Origin of the sequence: Mesorhizobium sp. M0106, assembly GCF_040322715.1 — a bacterium.
In the GTDB taxonomy this organism is placed as follows: Bacteria; Pseudomonadota; Alphaproteobacteria; order Rhizobiales; family Rhizobiaceae; genus Mesorhizobium.
Genome location: NZ_JAMYUA010000076.1, coordinates 1 through 17,296, shown reverse-complemented (window position 1 = coordinate 17,296; position 17,296 = coordinate 1). Strand labels below are relative to the sequence as shown.

14 protein-coding genes are annotated in these 17,296 nt (G+C 64.2%); 9 read left to right on the top strand and 5 right to left on the bottom strand.

Features of this window, described 5'->3' with window-relative positions; genetic code table 11:
- Positions 1-189: 189 nt before the first annotated feature.
- The 3 genes from NKJ55_RS33900 to NKJ55_RS33890 are packed head-to-tail and all read right to left on the bottom strand — an operon-like array spanning position 190 to position 3,380.
- Complete coding sequence (locus NKJ55_RS33900) at positions 190-897, bottom strand: SDR family NAD(P)-dependent oxidoreductase (protein WP_352453685.1); 708 nt, start codon at positions 895-897, stop codon at positions 190-192.
- Between the two features lie 57 nt (positions 898-954).
- Positions 955-2,535: a 5-guanidino-2-oxopentanoate decarboxylase gene (locus tag NKJ55_RS33895; protein WP_352453684.1), complete on the bottom strand. Its 1,581-nt coding sequence runs from the start codon at positions 2,533-2,535 to the stop codon at positions 955-957.
- The gene (locus NKJ55_RS33890; RefSeq protein ID WP_352453688.1) at positions 2,532-3,380 is read right to left on the bottom strand and encodes a dimethylarginine dimethylaminohydrolase family protein; all 849 of its coding nucleotides are present in this window, start codon (positions 3,378-3,380) and stop codon (positions 2,532-2,534) included. Before NKJ55_RS33890 ends, NKJ55_RS33895 begins: the two co-directional genes overlap by 4 nt.
- Positions 3,381-3,597: 217 nt before the next feature.
- Here NKJ55_RS33890 and NKJ55_RS33885 point away from each other — a divergent pair, with 217 nt between their 5' ends.
- From NKJ55_RS33885 to NKJ55_RS33865, 5 genes are all read left to right on the top strand, one after another.
- On the top strand, positions 3,598-4,407 hold the full coding sequence (locus tag NKJ55_RS33885; protein ID WP_023676274.1) for an ABC transporter ATP-binding protein: 810 nt from the start codon (positions 3,598-3,600) through the stop codon (positions 4,405-4,407).
- Positions 4,408-4,458: 51 nt separating this feature from the next.
- Positions 4,459-5,253: a transporter substrate-binding domain-containing protein gene (locus tag NKJ55_RS33880; RefSeq protein WP_352453683.1), complete on the top strand. Its 795-nt coding sequence runs from the start codon at positions 4,459-4,461 to the stop codon at positions 5,251-5,253.
- Positions 5,254-5,465: 212 nt separating this feature from the next.
- Complete coding sequence (locus NKJ55_RS33875; RefSeq protein WP_352453687.1) at positions 5,466-6,131, top strand: ABC transporter permease; 666 nt, start codon at positions 5,466-5,468, stop codon at positions 6,129-6,131.
- Positions 6,132-6,145: 14 nt separating this feature from the next.
- Positions 6,146-6,952, top strand: a complete 807-nt coding sequence (locus tag NKJ55_RS33870) for an ABC transporter permease (RefSeq protein WP_352453686.1) — start codon at positions 6,146-6,148, stop codon at positions 6,950-6,952.
- Positions 6,953-7,056: 104 nt separating this feature from the next.
- A complete protein-coding gene (locus tag NKJ55_RS33865) occupies positions 7,057-8,058 on the top strand; it encodes an Ldh family oxidoreductase (protein ID WP_023676270.1) in 1,002 nt (333 codons plus the stop codon).
- Between the two features lie 57 nt (positions 8,059-8,115).
- On the opposite strand, the gene NKJ55_RS33860 is transcribed toward NKJ55_RS33865, so the two are convergent.
- Complete coding sequence (locus NKJ55_RS33860) at positions 8,116-8,388, bottom strand: hypothetical protein (RefSeq protein ID WP_352453682.1); 273 nt, start codon at positions 8,386-8,388, stop codon at positions 8,116-8,118.
- 244 nt (positions 8,389-8,632) lie between these two features.
- On the opposite strand from NKJ55_RS33860, the gene NKJ55_RS33855 reads away from it, so the two are divergent.
- On the top strand, positions 8,633-9,607 hold the full coding sequence (locus NKJ55_RS33855; protein ID WP_352453681.1) for a complex I NDUFA9 subunit family protein: 975 nt from the start codon (positions 8,633-8,635) through the stop codon (positions 9,605-9,607).
- A 21-nt stretch (positions 9,608-9,628) separates the two neighbouring features.
- Here the strand turns inward: NKJ55_RS33855 and NKJ55_RS33850 are convergent, their stop codons facing one another.
- Positions 9,629-11,002: a cytochrome P450 gene (locus NKJ55_RS33850; RefSeq protein ID WP_352453680.1), complete on the bottom strand. Its 1,374-nt coding sequence runs from the start codon at positions 11,000-11,002 to the stop codon at positions 9,629-9,631.
- A gap of 184 nt (positions 11,003-11,186) precedes the next feature.
- Between NKJ55_RS33850 and NKJ55_RS33845 the strand changes: the two genes are divergently transcribed.
- The 3 genes from NKJ55_RS33845 to gyrB all read left to right on the top strand — a co-directional run bounded on the left by NKJ55_RS33845 (position 11,187) and on the right by gyrB (position 17,099).
- Positions 11,187-11,756 carry an NADPH-dependent FMN reductase gene (locus NKJ55_RS33845; protein ID WP_352453679.1) on the top strand — a complete coding sequence of 190 codons (570 nt, stop codon included), beginning with the start codon at positions 11,187-11,189 and terminating at the stop codon, positions 11,754-11,756.
- Positions 11,757-11,814: 58 nt separating this feature from the next.
- Positions 11,815-14,481 carry a caspase family protein gene (locus tag NKJ55_RS33840; protein ID WP_352453678.1) on the top strand — a complete coding sequence of 889 codons (2,667 nt, stop codon included), beginning with the start codon at positions 11,815-11,817 and terminating at the stop codon, positions 14,479-14,481.
- A gap of 146 nt (positions 14,482-14,627) precedes the next feature.
- On the top strand, positions 14,628-17,099 hold the full coding sequence (gyrB, locus tag NKJ55_RS33835) for a DNA topoisomerase (ATP-hydrolyzing) subunit B (RefSeq protein ID WP_352453677.1): 2,472 nt from the start codon (positions 14,628-14,630) through the stop codon (positions 17,097-17,099).
- The last annotated feature ends 197 nt before the right edge of the window (positions 17,100-17,296 follow it).

The window sequence follows — 17,296 nt, the reverse complement described above, 5'->3', positions numbered from 1 at the left end:
CTCGTTGAAACGATCGAGGCAACCGAATGCAACAACTACTTCGCAAACGCCGGCTACGCTTCCATCAAAACGTGAAAGGCTCTAAGCCAACACCGCGCCTCGCGCGGGTTATAAACGAAACAAAAGCCCCGCCGGAACGGTCCGGCGGGGCTTTTGCTTGTGACCTTTTGCTTGCGACGGACCGCAGGCTCAGGCCCGGCCGTAGAGTGGCACCAGCGTGCCGCTGATCGCCATGTTGGCCGGCGAGGCGAGATAAGCAATGGCCTCGGCGGCCGCTTCAAGGCTGACCCATCTGCTGAAATCTGCGTTCGGCATGTCAGCCCGGTTGGCCGGCGTGTCGAGCGTCGAGGGCGCCACGGCGTTGACCAGGATGCCGTTGCCCTTCAGCTCTTCGGCTATCGCCACGGTCATCGCGGCGACTGCCGCCTTGGCGGCGGCGTAGGCCACCTTGCCGGAGCCGCGCCGCGGATCGAGCCCGGCTCGCGCGGTGACATTGACGATGCGGCCCGGCACGGAAGATTCCAGCATCGAGCGTATCGCCGCGCGGCAGCACAGGAAGGTGGTGCGGGCATTGGTATCCATCATCTCGGCGAAGGAGGCGGGCTCGATCTTCTCGACCGGCGCGGCGGTGAAGCCGCCGGCCAGATGCACCGATGCCCATAAATTCGGAACGCTGGCATAGAAGGCGTCGACCTTGGCAGGGTCGGCAAGGTCGACATTGTGCGCCAGCCTGACGCGGTCATGCGCCGGAAAGGGAAAATGCGCAGGCGCGGCAGCGTGGGCATTGGGCACATGGCAGATCGCGCCCTGCTCCAGCAGTTTTCCTACGACCGCGCCGCCAAGGGCACCGGTGCCGCCGGTCACCACGATATGTCTGCCGTCCAGTGTTTCCGTCATATTCGACCGCTCCGTCATTGCGCGCCGCCGATGCGGAAGGTCGCGCCTTTCGCGCGATCACTCAACCGAAATCTCGACGACGTAAGGTCGTCCAGTCGCCCGCGCGCGCCCAAGCGCGTCCGCCAAGCCGCCGGTGCCGGAAATCCGCTCGGCGGCAATGCCGTAGGCTTCGGCCAATTTGCAGAAATCCGGCGGTGCCGGGGAGACGCCGACCGGCTCGACGCCGACGTCGAGCATCGAGGTTTCGATCTCGCGGTAGCCACGATTGTTCCAGACTGTGAAGATCACCGGCGCCGCAGCGTCGAGCGCGGCGCCCAGTTCCGGCAGGGTGAACTGGAAGCCGCCGTCGCCGGTGAGGCAAACGACCGGCGCCTCAGGCCTGGCAAGGACGGCACCGATCGCCGCCGGCGGGCCATAGCCGAGCGCGCCGAAGCCGGTGGCCGCGTTGAACCAGCCGCCCGGCCGGTCGTGATCGTAATAGAGGTTGGCGGCGTAGACCGGCTGGGTCGAATCGCCGACGATGATCGCGCCAGGCAGCGCATCGCGGATCGTCTCGACGGCGCGCAGTTGCGCCTGCATGGCCGGGCCGATCTCGGCAAAGGCCGCCTGCCGCGTCGCGGCGGCGCGGGCTGAACCATCATCCAATGGCGTCTCGTGCGTGCCGATTTCGGCAAGCAGCGCCTTGAGCGCCGCTCCGCAATCGGCCTGGATCGAAATCCGGGCCGGCCGGCGGGCAAGCTGGTCGGCGCCGATGTCGATGCGGATCAGATTGGCAGGCAGGACAAAACCGCCGTCGCCATAGCCATCATAGTCGGTCGGACCGAATTCGGTGCCGGCGGCAATGACCAGATCGGCGCCGGCCATCAGCGCACGCACCGCCTTCAGGCTGGGGCTGGCCGGCACGCCAAGCGGATGGCGATAGAGCAGGCCGCGCGCATTGGCGGTCTGGACGACCGGCGCTCCCAACCTCTCGGCCAGGCGCTGCAACGGCGCTTCGGCCGCTTTGGCGCCGCCGCCGGCGAGGATAAGCGGCCGGCGGGAAGACGCGCATAGCCTTGCCGCCTCGGCAATCGCCGCTACATCCGGCTCGGGCGGCGCTGAATTCCGCAGCAGCGGCACGATGCCGTCTGCCGGCAGGATCATGACATCGGTCGGGATCTCGATATGCACCGGACCCGGACGCGAGGATGAGAACAGCGCAAAGGCGCGGGCTAGCACGCCGGGCAGTTCGCCGGCCTCGGTGACACGGTGCGAAAACAGCGCCACCTTCTCCATCATGCCGCGCTGGTCCGGCAGTTCATGCAGATGGCCAAGGCCTTTGCCCAGCGTCGGTGTGGCGTTGACGCCCGAGATTACCAGCATCGGCACCGAATCGGCGCGCGCCTGACCCATGGCGGTGATGGTGTTGGTCAGCCCCGGCCCGGTGATGACGAAGGCGATACCCGGCCTGCCGCTGGCGCGCGCATAGCCGTCAGCCATGAAGCCGGCGCCCTGCTCGTGGCGCGGCGTGACGTGACGGATCTTCGATCGCGCAAGCCCGCGATAGAGCTCGACCGTGTGTACGCCGGGAATGCCGAAGACGGTGTCGACGCCGTGCGCTTCGAGCAAGGTGATGAGCGCTTCGCCGATGGTCGTCATTGTCTTAGCACCGGGCGCGTGAGGCAGGTAGGGCCGCCCTCGCAGGCAATGCACAGCGCATCGGCCTCGAATGTCGAGACCGTACAGCCGGCGGCTTGCATGGCAGCCGCCGTCTTCGGAAAACCGGCAACGGCGATAACCTGGCGCGGCGCGGTCGGCAGCACGTTCAGGCTGAGCCCATTCGAGGCGAAGAATTCGTCGGCGTCGCCCTCGACCAGCCGAATGCCGCGTTCGCGCAGCATCTGGTGGAAGGCGACCGGCAGGAGCGGCGCATAGACCAGCGCCAGATCGTCTGCGAGCGGGCTGATCACCGACATCAGATGCAGGCAGGCCTCCTCGCCCTGCCAGAGCGGCAGGTCGAAGCCATAGACCTGGATGCCCTTGGGTGAAAGCAGGTTGGAGAGCTGCTGGATGCCGTGCTGATTGGTGCGCACGCCGCGGCCGACGGCCAGCGTGTTTGCATCCACCCACACGCAGTCGCCGCCCTCGACCTGGCCGGGAGCCTCGATACGGCCGAGGATGGGGATGCCCATGCGCCCGTAGGCTGCCTCGTGCAGGCCGGGCTCTCGCCGGCGCAGCGCCTTGCCCATGGCAAGGATGACCGCGCCATGGTCGGTCATCAGCGACGGATCGTGGGTAAAGACCGAATCGGCAAGCCCGTCATCGGCGTCGCTCAGCCATTCGATTTCGGCGCCTGAGACAGAAATCAGCCTGGCCAGCGCATCGTGCTGGGCCGCCGCTTTTTGCGGATCGAAGCCGGGGCCATAGTGCCACTCCAGCGCTTCGGCCCGACGCATGGCGCTGGCGGCGGAGCGCATCAGCACGCGCTGCAGCGGCCCGGCCATCGACTGCGACCCGTATGCTTTGCCCACTAAGTTCTCCTGAAACGCGCCCCTCCTGCCAATAGCCACTCGGCAGGCCGTGATCAATGGTCCAAAAACTGCGGTTGACGGAGGCAAGCGGAACGGTCCATCTTGACAATCGGAACGCAGTCCAGTGACGGGTAATGGGTAAAAAATTCCAGCAAGCACTGCCTCGGCTGCTCCGCGGGGCGCCGCGACGATGACAGCGCCGGCCACCGCCCTGAAGCATACGGCGCAGAACGGCGCCGCCGAAGCCATCCACGTCGAGAACCTGCACAAGAATTTCGGCAAGCTGCATGTATTGAAGGGCGTTTCGCTGTCGGCGCGCGATGGCGAGGTGATCGCCATCATCGGCGGCAGCGGCTCGGGCAAATCGACGCTGCTGCGCTGCATCAACTGCCTGGAGAACCCGACCAGCGGCATCATCCGGGTCAATGGCGAAGAGATAAAGCTGAAGGCCGACAGCTACGGCCACACCGTGCCCGCCGACCGCAAGCAGATCGAACGCATCCGCTCCAAGCTCGGCATGGTCTTCCAGAACTTCAATCTGTGGAGCCACATGACGTTGATCGAGAACGTCATCGAGGTTCCCGTGCATGTGCTCGGCGTCAAGCGCGATGTGGCGATCGGCGAGGCGGAAAAATTGCTCGCCCGCGTCGGCCTGGCCGAAAAACGCGACGTCTATCCCGCTTATCTGTCGGGCGGCCAACAGCAGCGCGCCGCGATCGCCAGGGCGTTGGCCATCAACCCGCGCGTCATGCTGTTCGACGAGCCGACCTCGGCGCTCGATCCGGAGCTGGTCGGCGAGGTGCTGAAGGTGATCGGCGACCTGGCGCGCGAAGGCCGCACTATGGTGCTGGTCACCCATGAGATGAAGTTTGCCCGCGAGGTCGCGACGCATGTCGTCTACCTCCACAACGGGCTGGTCGAGGAAGAAGGGCCGCCGGAACAGATCTTCGGCGCGCCGAAATCCGAAAGGCTGAAGCAGTTCATCCGCAACATCAGTTAAACTGTGGGCGGACGAAAACCGGGAACAACAACAAAACTGGGAGTCATGACGATGAAGATTATTCTCAAGACCTTTGCCGCAGCGCTGCTGCTCGGCGTTGCCGCGATGGGCGTGGCCAAGGCCGATCCGGTCAAGATCGGCGTCGCCGCCGAACCCTATCCGCCCTTCGCCTCGCCGGACGCTTCCGGCAAATGGGTCGGCTGGGAGATCGAATTCATCGATGCCGTCTGCGCCGAGGAGAAGCTCGACTGCGTCATCACCCCCGTCGCCTGGGACGGCATCATTCCGGCGCTGACGACTAAGAAGATCGATCTTATCGCCGCCTCGATGTCGATCACCGCCGAGCGCGAGAAGACGATCGCCTTCTCCGACAAATATTACAACACCCCGACTGCGATCATCGGGCCGAAGGACCAGAAGTTCGGCTCGACACCGGAGGACCTCAAGGGCAAGATCATCGGCGTCCAGGTCTCGACCGTACACGCCGACTACGCCAAGAAGCACTTCGCCGACGCGGCGGAAATCAAGGAATACCAGACCCAGGACGAGGCCAACCAGGATCTTGCCGCCGGCCGGGTCGACGCGGTGCAGGCCGATTCCATCGCCCTCGACGCCTTCCTGAAATCGGACCAGGGCAAGCAATGCTGCGATCTGAAAGGCATGGTCGCGCCGGATCTGGCCATTCTCGGGCCCGGCGTCGGCGCCGGCGTCCGCAAGGAAGACACCGCGTTGAAGGAAAAGATCAACGCCGGTATCAAGGCCATCCGCGCCAACGGCAAATATGACGAGATTTCGAAGAAGTACTTCGACTTTGATATTTACGGCTCCGACACGCAGTCGAACTGACGGCCTCATCCATGAGCGATTAACCACGCGGCCCCGATAGAGCCGCGTGGTTGGTCGAAATCCATCGACGCGAGCTTCCGCGGGCGGAAATCGCCGGCGGTTTTAGCGCCAGCAATTCGAGGGCGACGCTGATCGACGCATTTGTTCCGGCTTGGGCCGCCTCTGCCATCGCGCTTCTCTCGCCCGTGCCGCCGGGCTGGGGTGGAACGCTCATCGTCGGGCTGCTCCATACGATCGAGATTGCGGTCGGCGCCACCTGTCTCGGCCTTTTGATCGGTATCGGCGGCGCCTCCGGCAAGCTGTATGGTGGTCCGGTGGTGCGCGATCTCCTGGCAGTCTATACGACCGTCGTGCGCGCCGTGCCGGAGCTGGTGCTGATCCTTCTGCTCTATTACGCCGGCACCGACCTGATCAATCAGATGCTGACGGCAATGGGCTATCAGCGCATGGACATTAGCGGGCTGGCGGCCGGCATTGCCGTGCTCGGCTTCGTCCAGGGCGCCTATTCGACCGAGGTGATCCGCGGGGCGATCCTCGCCATTCCGCAGGGCCAGATCGAAGCCGCGCGCGCCTATGGCATGTCTCCCGGCCTGCTGCTGCGGCGCATCACGCTGCCGGCGATGCTGCCGTTCGCCATACCCGGCCTTGCCAATCTTTGGCTGATCGCCACCAAGGACACCGCCCTGCTGGCGGTCGTCGGCTTTTTCGAGCTGACATTGGCGACACGGCAGGCGGCCGGCGTCACCAAAGCCTATCTGACATTCTTTGTCGCCGCCGGCGCGATCTACCTTCTGTTGACGCTGGTTTCCAACCTGATCATCGGCCGCATCGAGAGCTGGGCCCGCCGCGGCATGCCCTCGCTCAAGGAGGCCCGTTGATGGCTGGCCCGGTGATGACTGGCGAAGCGGCCGTCGAGATAGCCGCACGCGCTTCGCTGTGGCTGAAGCCGCATCGTATCGTGCTGATCCTGATCGCGCTGGGACTGGTTTTGGCGGCGGCTGTCTTCATGCGCTGGGACTGGCTGCCTAAATATTACGGGATGGGGTTGCTCGGCATCTGGCGCGCGCTGTGGATTCTTGCCGTCACCTGCATACTGGGTTTCCTGCTCGCCGTGCCGCTCGGCCTGGCGCAGGCTGCCGGCCCCGTCTGGTTCGCGGCACCCGCCAAGGTCTTCTGCACCGTCATCAGGGGAACACCGCTGCTGCTGCAGCTCTGGCTGCTCTATTACGGGCTGGGCTCGCTGTTTCCACAATATCCGTGGATTCGCGAGTCCTGGATGTGGCCGTATCTCAGGCAGGCATGGCCCTATGGCGTTCTCGGGCTGACGCTGTCCTTCGCCGGCTATGAGGGCGAGGTGATGCGAGGCGCTTTTGCCGGCGTGCCGAAAGGCCAATTGGAAGCAGCCCGCGCTTTCGGCATGAGCCGTTGGAAGACATTCCAGCGAATCTGGCTGCCGCAGGCCTTCTATCGCGCGCTGCCGACACTGACGGGCGAAACCGTGCTGCAGCTGAAATCGACGCCGCTGGTGGCGACCATCAGCGTGATCGATATATTCGCCGTCTCTTCAAAGGTCCGTCAGGATACCTACCTCACCTATGAACCCTTGCTGCTCCTGGCGTTGATCTATATGGCGATCACCGGCATCCTCGTCTTCGCTCTGGGCAAGATCGAGGCGCGGATTCCGAACAAGATTGGTTAGGTGAATGGTGAATGGTGAATAGTCAGTAGTGAGTAGCCCGTAGTGTTACCGGCTAAATCCCACTCACCATTCACCCATTCCCTCAGATATCCATGGCAATCACAATGCAACTCAGTCTCGACCAGGCGACAGGGCTGTGCCGGATGGCCGCACTTGGCGCCGGCGCAAACGAAGAGGCAGCGCAGTCGCTGGCTGCCTCGATCGTCGCGGCCGAGGCGGAAGGACTGTCGACCGTCGGGCTGTCGCATTTCATCGATTATCTCGAAGCGCTGGAAGCCGGCCGTATCGACGGCAATGCCGATCCGGTGATCACCAGGCCGGCGCTCGCAGTCTATCTCTCCGATGCCCGCGGCGGACTGGCGCATACCGGTTTCGACCGCACGATCGATGACCTCGCCAAGGCGGCGCGACTGTTCGGCGTCGCCATCTTTTCACAGAAGAATGCCTATACATGCGGCGCGCTCGGCTATTTCACCGGACGGCTGGCCGCGCAGGGATTGGTATCGTTCGCCGCCACCAACGGCCCGGCCGTGCTTGCCGGCTCGGGCTCGGTCAAGCCGGTCTACTGCACCAACCCGATGTCCTTTGCGGCACCCGCCGCGGACGGGGCGGCGCTGGTCATCGACCAGTCGTCGAGCGCCACCGCCTTCGTCAACATCCGCAAGGCGGCCGAGGACGGCAAGAAGATACCCGAAGGCTGGGCACTGGATGCCAGCGGCAATCCGACCACGGACCCGGCAGCTGCCATGAAGGGCGCCATGCTTGCCTTCGGCGGCCAGCGCGGCGCCAACATCGCGTTGATGGTCGAGGTGCTGGCTGCGGGCCTGTCGGGCGCCAACTGGTCGCTCGATGCGCCATGGTTCAGCGGCGGGCCGGACAGTCCGGGGACCGGCCTGTTCGTGCTTGCCGTCGAGCCCAAGCTGCTCGATCCGGACTTCGAAAAGCGGATGAAGGATCAGCTCGACCGGCTGCGGCGGCGCTATGGCGTGCATGTGCCGGGGCGTGCCCGGGCCGAGGCCGCGGAGAAGGCGGCGGCGCGCGGCATAAGCGCGCCGAAAGCCGTGGTGCAACGCATTTCCGAATTCGCCGCGCGCTATTCGTCCTGAAGAAATTCGTTTGTCCGATGAGCGGCTGACGAGGCCGGCCGATCCGGCAGCGCGAGCCTACTTCCCGCAATAATGATCGTTGATGACGTTCGCCGCATTCGCGTCCGGCCCTACCCTGTTGTAGGAGCAGGGTTCGGCGGCCGTCGTGAACAGGTGGTTGTCATAGTAGCGCGGGCCACCGAACAGAATGTCGATGATGTTGCCGTTGGCCGGAACGTAGCGTTCGGGTTGAGCTTGGTGGTGATGCCGGTTTGCCGCGAATGCCGAGGCACCGACGCTGCAGCCTGTTGCGAACGCCAGAGCGAAGATCGCAACGCGTTTTGTCGTCATCGGCAATATCCTCCATTCGGAATCAAACCATACATCCTAAAATCGCCGGCCGGAACAAAGGTTCCTGTCCCGAATGGAGTTACCTAAAGCCGGGCGTCGGCGGGTTTTCTGCCGTTTCCAACTGATACCGGAAATCATGCTTCAACAATGCCGGGCGACCCATGGTCGCCCTTTGCCTTTGGTGCGAAACCGACTATGAAACGGCTTCAAACCAAACCATCTGGATAGCACGCCGGAGCCAGCCATGACCGAAATCCTTCAGACCCCAAAGCTCGTCGTCGTTTTCGGCGGCTCCGGCTTTGTCGGTCGTCATGTCGTGCGGGCGCTGGCCAAGCGCGGCTACCGCATCCGGGTCGCCTGCCGTCGGCCCGATCTCGCCGGCCATTTGCAACCGCTTGGCAATGTCGGGCAGATTCAGCCGGTGCAGGCCAATGTCCGGGTGCGCTGGTCGGTCGACCGCGCCGTGCAAGGCGCCGACCATGTCGTCAATCTGGTGGCGATCGCGCATGAGGCCGGCCGGCAGAAATTTACTGCCGTCCACGAGTTCGGCGCGCGCGCTATTGCCGAAGCGGCGCGCGCCGTCGGCGCCGGCCTCACCCACATTTCGGCTCTGGGAGCGGACCTCCACGCGCAATCGGACTACGCGCGTACCAAGGCGCTCGGCGAAAAGGCCGTTCTTGAGACGGTCCAAGACGCCGTGATCTTGCGGCCATCGATCAATTTCGGGCCGGAGGACGGTTTCTTCAACCGCTTTGCCAACATGGCCCGCTTTTCCCCAGTGCTGCCGCTGATCGGCGGGGGGCAGACGAAATTCCAGCCGGTCTATGTCGGCGACGTCGCCGAAGCGGTGGCGCACTCGGTCGACGGCAAGGTCCAGGGCGGCCGGATCTATGAACTCGGCGGGCCGCAGGTGCTTACCTTCAAGGAATGCATGCAAGAGCTGCTTGTCATCATCGAACGCAAGCGGTTTTTGCTGCCCGTGCCATGGTGGCTGGCGAACCTCCAGGCATCAATTCTCGGGCTGCTGCCCAATCCGTTGTTGACCAAGGACCAGGTCCTGCTGTTGCGCCAGCACAATGTGGTGTCGGAAGCCGCCGTCAAGGACAACAGGACGCTCGCCGGCCTCGGGATCCAGCCACGGTCGATCGGAACCATTCTGCCCAGCTATCTCTGGCGCTACCGCGCCGCCGGCCAGTTCCAACGCAAGTCCGCCGCATAACACGAACGGACGTGCGGTTGCCTACGAGCCGCGCCGGGTGACCTGCATCGGCAGGCCGCCTTGCGGCTGCGTCGTCAGCTTCTGCACCGGCCAGGGGCGGGTTTCCGCGGTGGCGTCGAAACGGTAGCGCGACAGCATGATCGCCAACGCGATGATCGCCTCCTGCATGGCGAAGCTGGCGCCGATGCAGACGCGGGGGCCGGCGCCGAACGGCAAATACTGGAAACGATCGATCTTTTCGCGGTTTCCCGGATGGAAGCGTTCCGGCATGAAAGCGTCGGGCCGGTCCCACAATTTCCGATGGCGGTGGACGACCCACGGCATCACCAGCACCGCGGCACGTCGCGGTATGTAGAGGCCGTTCCAGGTTTCGGGCTCGATCGGTTCGCGGTTGATCGACGGCGCCGGCGGATAGAGCCTGAGCGCCTCGTCGAAGGCGGCGCGGGTGAGCGGCATGGCGTCGAGCCATTTCGTCGGGTCGGGCTCACGCGCCAGCACGGCATCGATCTCGCGCTCGATCTTTTCGCGCTCCCACGGCGCTTCGGCAAGGCAGTAGAGCGTCCAGCCGAGCGCCCTGGCCGTAGTCTCGTGGCCGGCACCGATAAAGGTGATGATGTTGTCCTCGACCTCGGCCCGGGTCAGCCCGCCCGGTCCCTCCGCTTTCAACAGCAGCGTGAGAAAATCCTGCGGCACCGTGTCCGGATCACGCTTCAACCGCGCCTCGCGCATTTGCACCGTGTCGGTGACGATCTTGCGGAAGTAGGCCATGGTCTTGCGGCCGCGGATGCGGGTCAGACGCGGCAGCCAATCGGGTGCCCGCAAAAGGTCGAGTGGATCGACCCGACCCATGGTCTCGAACAGGCGGTCGATCTCCTTGGCAAAGCTGCCCGGCTCGCCTGAAATCTCACCGGAAAACAGCGTCTCGGCCAGGATGTCAAAGGTAAGCAGCGTCATGTCGTGAGCGATGTCGAACGTACCGCCGCCCTCGTAGCGCGTGACGAACTCCCGCGTGCGCCTCAGCATCGGCTCGGCAAAACCAAAGATATGGCGCGGCGTGAACACCGGCGCCATCGCCTTGCGTGAACGCCTCCACACCTCGCCCTCGGCGGTCAGCAAGCCGTCGCGCAGGATCGGCCGCAGGATCAGCTGGCGAACCGTCGCCATCTTGTAGTTCTTGGCGTTATCGACAAGCACGTGGCGAATGAGACCGGGGTCGTTGGCGATGACCAGCGGCCCGCCGATGCCGGTCACCGAAATCCAGGGCTCGTTGTAGGTCGGCTCGCCCCACAGTTCGAGCGGATTGCGGTAGACGATGCGGATCATCTCCAGCGTCGAGGGCGGCGCGGTGCGCGGCTTCGGCGCCGGCGGGACGAAGGGGACGGGCTGACTGTCCATGACTTGCTCCGCTGACACCTCAATGTAGTGGCGGGCAAGGCAGGCGTCCATGTGAGTGGACGACAAGGTGATGCATCCGCTCTCTGGAATGTGACCGGGGCACCGGAAAGTGCCTGCTTGCTGTGTCGGGCTGCGTGTCTTAGGTGGCAGCACCACAGATGCCACTAACCGGCGGGAGCCTGCCTTGAAGCACCAGTTGAACGTCATCATCGGCAGCACGCGGCCGGGCCGCGCCGGGCCGGTTTTCGCAAATTGGCTGGAGAGCTTTGCGCGCGAGCACGGGAAATTCGAGCCGGTGCTCACCGACATCGCCGCCTTCAACTTGCCGGTGCTGGACGAGCCGCATCATCCGAGACTCGCCAAATACGAAAACAGCCACACGAAAGCGTGGTCGAAGGCAATCGACGCCGCCGACGCATTCGTCTTCGTAGCGCCGGAATACAATTATTTCGCAGCCCCCGCGATCGTCAACGCGGTCGACTACCTGCTCAGGGAATGGCGATACAAGCCGGCCGCCATCCTCAGCTACGGCGGTGTCTCCGGTGGCCTGCGAGCGGCGCAGGCGATCAAACCGCTGCTGACCTCCGTCGGCGTCATGCCGATTCCGGAAGGCGTGGCGCTGCCGATGTACCAGAAGCTGCTCGACGAGACCGGCGCCTTCTTCCCCAGCGAGCAGGTGCTCGGCGGGGCCAGGACCATGCTGGACGAGCTGTTCCGCTGGAGCGAAGCGCTGAAGCCGATGCGGGTCGGCTGACAACGCGAACGGCCCAGCTTGCCGATGCCGTAACTTGCTCATGCCATAAAGAGATGGAATGCTCCGGCAAATGACCGAGCCGGGGCGGTTCGATTTGCGTCTTCTGTTTGCCTTGCTGCTGATCCTCTCGACCGGTTCCGCTGCTGCGGCGGAGCGGCGCGTTGCGCTGGTCATCGCCGAGAACGACTATCGGCTGATCCGGCCGCTCGCCAATCCCGTCAATGACGGCGAGGTCATGGAAACGGTGCTGAGGAAGCTCGATTTCGAGGTCTTCCTCGAAACCAACCGCGACCTGCGGCGCATGCGCCGGGCGCTCGACGATTTCCGCGAGGATGCCAAAGGCGCCGACGTGGCGCTGGTGTTCTTCTCCGGCCACGGCGTCGAGATCGCCGGCGAGAACCGGCTCCTGCCGGTCGATGCAGACGCGTCGTCGCTCGCTACGCTGGAAAGGACCAGCCTGCCGCTGGAGGAGATCCGCGCGACCGTCGCCGCCACCAGCAAGGTCGGACTGATCGTGCTCGATGCCTGCCGCAGCGATCCGTTTGCGGCTACGGGCGGCGAAGGCCGCGGCGCAACGGCGCTGGTAAAAGAGGTCAGCGACAAGGTCCGGCCGGGTCTTGGCCGCATCGGGCGGGCAGAAAACATCCTGTTTGCCTTCTCGGCGGCGCCCGGCGAGACCGCCGCGGATGGGACGGACCAGAATTCGCCGTTTACCGCGGCGCTGACGAAATACCTCGGCACCGAAGGTCTCGAGATCCGCTCCGTGCTGACGCTCGTGCAGCAGGAGGTCTACGACCTCTCGCGCGGCAAGCAATTGCCCTATGTCGAGAGCGGCCTGCCGCAGCTGTTCTTTGCCGCCTCGGCCAAGGAGAAATTGCCGGAACGCGAACGCCTGTTGCTGGCCATGGCCGAGGTGACGCCCGCGATGCGCGGCGAAGTGGAGAAGATCGCCAGCGACGCCGACATGCCGCTGGCACCGCTCTATGGCGCGTTGATCAGTTCCGATGCCGGCCACCTCTCCGCGGACAGTCTGAACGCCAGGCTGCGTGAGGCAGCCGACGCCTTCGTCAAGGTGCGGAGCGAAATGCAGACGCTTGGCTCCGACGATCTGCGGGTGGCAGCGTTGCGCCGGCAGGCCGAAGAGCAGCTTTCGCTGGGAGCGTTCGATGCCGCGCGTAAAAAGCTCGCCGAGGCAGCCGAGATCGACAATGTCTCGCGCAACGCGCTGAAGGCCAATTTCGTCAGCCGCACGCTCTCCGAGGCCGCAACGCGCTATCTGTCCGGCGGGGCCGCGCGCGCCGACCTCGACTACGCCACAGCCATCAGGGACTATGAATCCGTGCTCGCGCTTTATGGCGAAGCCGGACAGGTTGTGCTGTCGCTCGACGACGCCGACCGCTTGATCCGCACGCTGGACGAGCTCGGCAAGCTCTATACCACGGTCGGCAATATCGATGCGGCTGGCCGTGCCTTCGAGGCGCTGCAAGCCGATCTCGAGCGGCGGTCGCATCATGAAACCGATCCCAACGTGAAGCGCGACTTCGCCGTCAGCCACGTCAAGCTGGGCAACATGCGGATGGCGCAAGGCAATCTGCCGTCAGCGCTGCAGAATTATGAGACCGCCAAGACCATTCTGCAGGGCCTGACCGAGGCAGAACCGGACGATCTGGAGTGGTTCGGCGACCTCGCCATGGCCGACGACAAGATCGGCAACGTATTGGCGACGCAAGGCGATCTGGCCGGCGCCGCAGAGGTCTACCAGGAAAGCCTGTCCATCAAGAAGCAGCTCGCCGCCGGAGAGCCCGACCGTGCCGAACTGCAGCGCGACCTGACCATCACCTACGATGAGATCGGTCACCTTGCCCATATCGCAGGCCAACTGGAAAACGCACAGGCGGCCTATGAAGAGAGCCTGAAGGTGCGGCTGGCGCTGGCGGCGGACAAACCGGGAGACGCCGACCGGCAGCGTGACGTCTCGGTCAGCCACGATACGATAGGCGACCTGCTGCGCGAACGCGGCGACGCCGCCGGGGCGCTGGCGGCCTACAAGGAAGGTCTGGCGATCGTCAAACAACTGGCGAAACGCGATCCGGACGACACCGAGTTGAAGCGCGACCTGTCGGTCGGCAACGCCAAGATCGGCAATGCGCTGAGCGACCAGCAGAATTGGCCGGCGGCACTTTCGGCTTATCGTGAGGCACTTTCCCAGGCCAGCGCGCTCGCCGCCGGCGACCCGAACAACACCGAATGGCAGCGCGACCTGTCCGTGTGCATCGAGAAAGTCGCCGGCGTCCTGGCGATACAGGGCGACCACAAAGGCGCGCTGAAAGCCTATCTGGACAGCTACGCGATTGCGCAGAGGCTGGCCAAGCTCGATCCCGCCAATTCCGACTGGCAGCGGGACTTATCGATAACGCTGTCCGAAGTCGCCACGCTGCGCCTCAGGCAGCGCGACGTCAGGGGCGCCCGGCAAGCCCTTCAGGACAGCCTGGCCATTCGCGAGAAACTTGCCCGGTCCGATCCGGACAACGCCACCTGGCAGCGCGACCTGGTGGTCGCCTATATCGACTACGCCCAAGTCGCAAAGGACCCGAAGGCTGTGCTTTCCAAGGCGCTCGACATGACGCTCGAGCTCGACCGGAGCGGGCGGTTGGCACCGCGCCACAAGTTCATGATCAAGTTTTTACGTGAGCGGCTGGCCAGGATCGAAGCCAGGCGCCGGTAGCCGGCTCACGCGATGGTCATTCCGTTCCGAAATGCCTGCAAACCTTGGAAAAACCGCCTTTTGCGCCTATATCTACGACATTAGAAATGCGCGATTCGAAGCCGATTTTTCGCGCTCTGCACACGGCATCAATCAGACAGGTTTTCATGAGCGACCAGACCGACATCGCCAACGGCGTTGAAGCCGAATACGGCGCCGATTCCATCAAGGTTTTGAAGGGCTTGGATGCCGTTCGCAAGCGGCCGGGCATGTATATCGGCGATACCGACGACGGCTCGGGCCTGCACCACATGGTCTATGAAGTCGTCGACAACGCCATCGACGAAGCACTGGCCGGCCATGCCGACCTGGTGACGGTGACGCTCAATCCGGACGGATCGGTGACGGTCATCGACAATGGCCGCGGCATTCCGACCGATATCCACACCGGCGAAGGCATTTCGGCGGCCGAAGTGATCATGACGCAGCTGCATGCCGGCGGCAAGTTCGACCAGAACTCCTACAAGGTGTCAGGCGGCCTGCACGGCGTCGGCGTGTCGGTCGTCAACGCCCTGTCGGCCTGGCTGAAACTGAAGATCCGCCGCAACGGCCAGATCTACGAGATGAGCTTCACGCATGGCAATGCCGACGCGCCGCTGCGCATCACCGGCAGTTATGAACAAGACAAGGTCCCCGGCACCTATGAAGGGCGCAGCGGCAGCGAAATCACGTTTTTGCCGTCGTCCGAGACTTTCACCATGGTCGAATTCGACTACGGTACGCTGGAGCATCGGCTGCGCGAGCTCGCCTTCCTGAACTCCGGCGTGCGCATCGTTTTGACCGATGCCCGCCATGCCGACATCGTGCGCCATGAACTGCACTACGATGGCGGGCTGGAAGAGTTCGTCCGATATCTCGACCGGACGAAGAAGCCGTTGCTCGACAAGCCGATTTCGATCCGCGCCGAGCGCGACGGCATCACGGTCGAAGTCGCCATGTGGTGGAACGACAGCTACCACGAGAACGTGCTGGCCTTCACCAACAACATCCCGCAACGCGACGGCGGCACGCATCTGGCAGGCTTCCGCGGCGCGCTGACGCGCCAGATAACCGGCTATGGCGACTCCTCGGGCCTGACCAAGAAGGAAAAAGTGGCGCTAATCGGCGATGATTGCCGCGAAGGGCTGACCGCGGTGCTGTCGGTCAAGGTTCCCGACCCGAAATTCTCCTCGCAGACCAAGGACAAGCTGGTGTCGTCCGAGGTCCGCCCGGTGGTCGAAGGGCTTGTCAACGAAGCGCTCGGCACCTGGCTCGAGGAGCACCCGACCGAGGGCAAGGCGGTCATCGAGAAGGTCATCCAGGCCGCTGCCGCGCGCGAAGCCGCGCGCAAGGCACGCGACATCACCCGCAAGAGTTCGCTCGGCGTTACCTCGCTGCCCGGCAAGCTGGCCGATTGCCAGGAGCGCGATCCGGCGAAATCCGAGATCTTTATCGTCGAGGGCGACAGCGCCGGCGGCTCGGCCAAGGGCGGCCGTTCGCGCCAGAACCAGGCCATTCTTCCGCTGCGCGGCAAGATCCTCAATGTCGAGCGCGCCCGCTTCGACCGCATGCTCGGCTCCGACATGATCGGCACGCTGATCACCGCGCTCGGCACCTCGATCGGCAAGGACGAGTTCAACGCCGACAAGCTGCGCTACCACAAGATCATCCTGATGACCGACGCCGATGTCGACGGCGCCCACATCCGCACCTTGCTGCTGACCTTCTTCTTCCGCCAGATGCCGGAACTGATCGAACGCGGTCATCTCTACATCGCGCAGCCGCCGCTCTACAAGGTGACGCGCGGGAAGAGCTCGCAATACATCAAGGACGAAGCCGCCTTCGAGGAATTCCTGATCGGCTCCGGGCTGGAAGAAGCGTCGCTTGCGCTCAGCACAGGCGAGGTGCGGGCCGGGCAGGACCTGCGCAGTGCCATCGACGACGCCTTGGCTGTCCGCCAGCTCATCAACGGATTGCACACGCGCTATAACAGAGGCGTGGTCGAGCAGGCAGCGATTGCCGGCGCGCTCAACCCGGAGATATTCACCGACCTCCGCCGCGCCAACGAGACGGCCGAGCGTGTTGCCCGTCGTCTCGACATTATCGCCGAGGACACCGAGCGCGGCTGGATCGGCCGCATGTCGACCTCGAACGAGGGCATTGGCGGCTATGTCTTCGAGCGAACGGTGCGCAGCGTCAAGGAGTTCGCGCATCTCGACCTGGCGCTGATCAATTCCGCCGACGCACGCCAGCTCGACCGCTATGCGCCGCGCCTGGCGGAAATCTACGGCGAGCCGCCGGTGCTGCGCCGCAAGGATGTCTCGGAAACCATTTCGGGGCCGCTGGCACTGCTCAATGCCGTGTTTGCCACCGGCCGCAAGGGCCTGACCATGCAGCGCTACAAGGGCCTTGGCGAAATGAACGCCGAGCAGCTCTGGGAAACGACGCTCGACCCGAATGTGCGCTCGCTGTTACAGGTCAAGGTCAATGACGCGACTGATGCGGACAGCTTGTTTTCACGGCTGATGGGCGACGAGGTCGAGCCAAGGCGCGAATTCATCCAGGAAAACGCGCTGTCGGTTGCCAATCTGGACATCTGAGCCGCCATCCAGATACCCAGCCAGCAGGCATGAAGTGTATTGGTGCGCCTTGGCGCACCAATACGACTGCTGCAACGCAACAAAGATCACCAGGACCGCCGGAACGGAAAGGCTTTCAAGGCATTGTAGTTGATCACAATCGCCGCAGGAGGCATCCATGGGACGTGGCATTTTGCTCTGGCTTCTCGGAGTCCCAA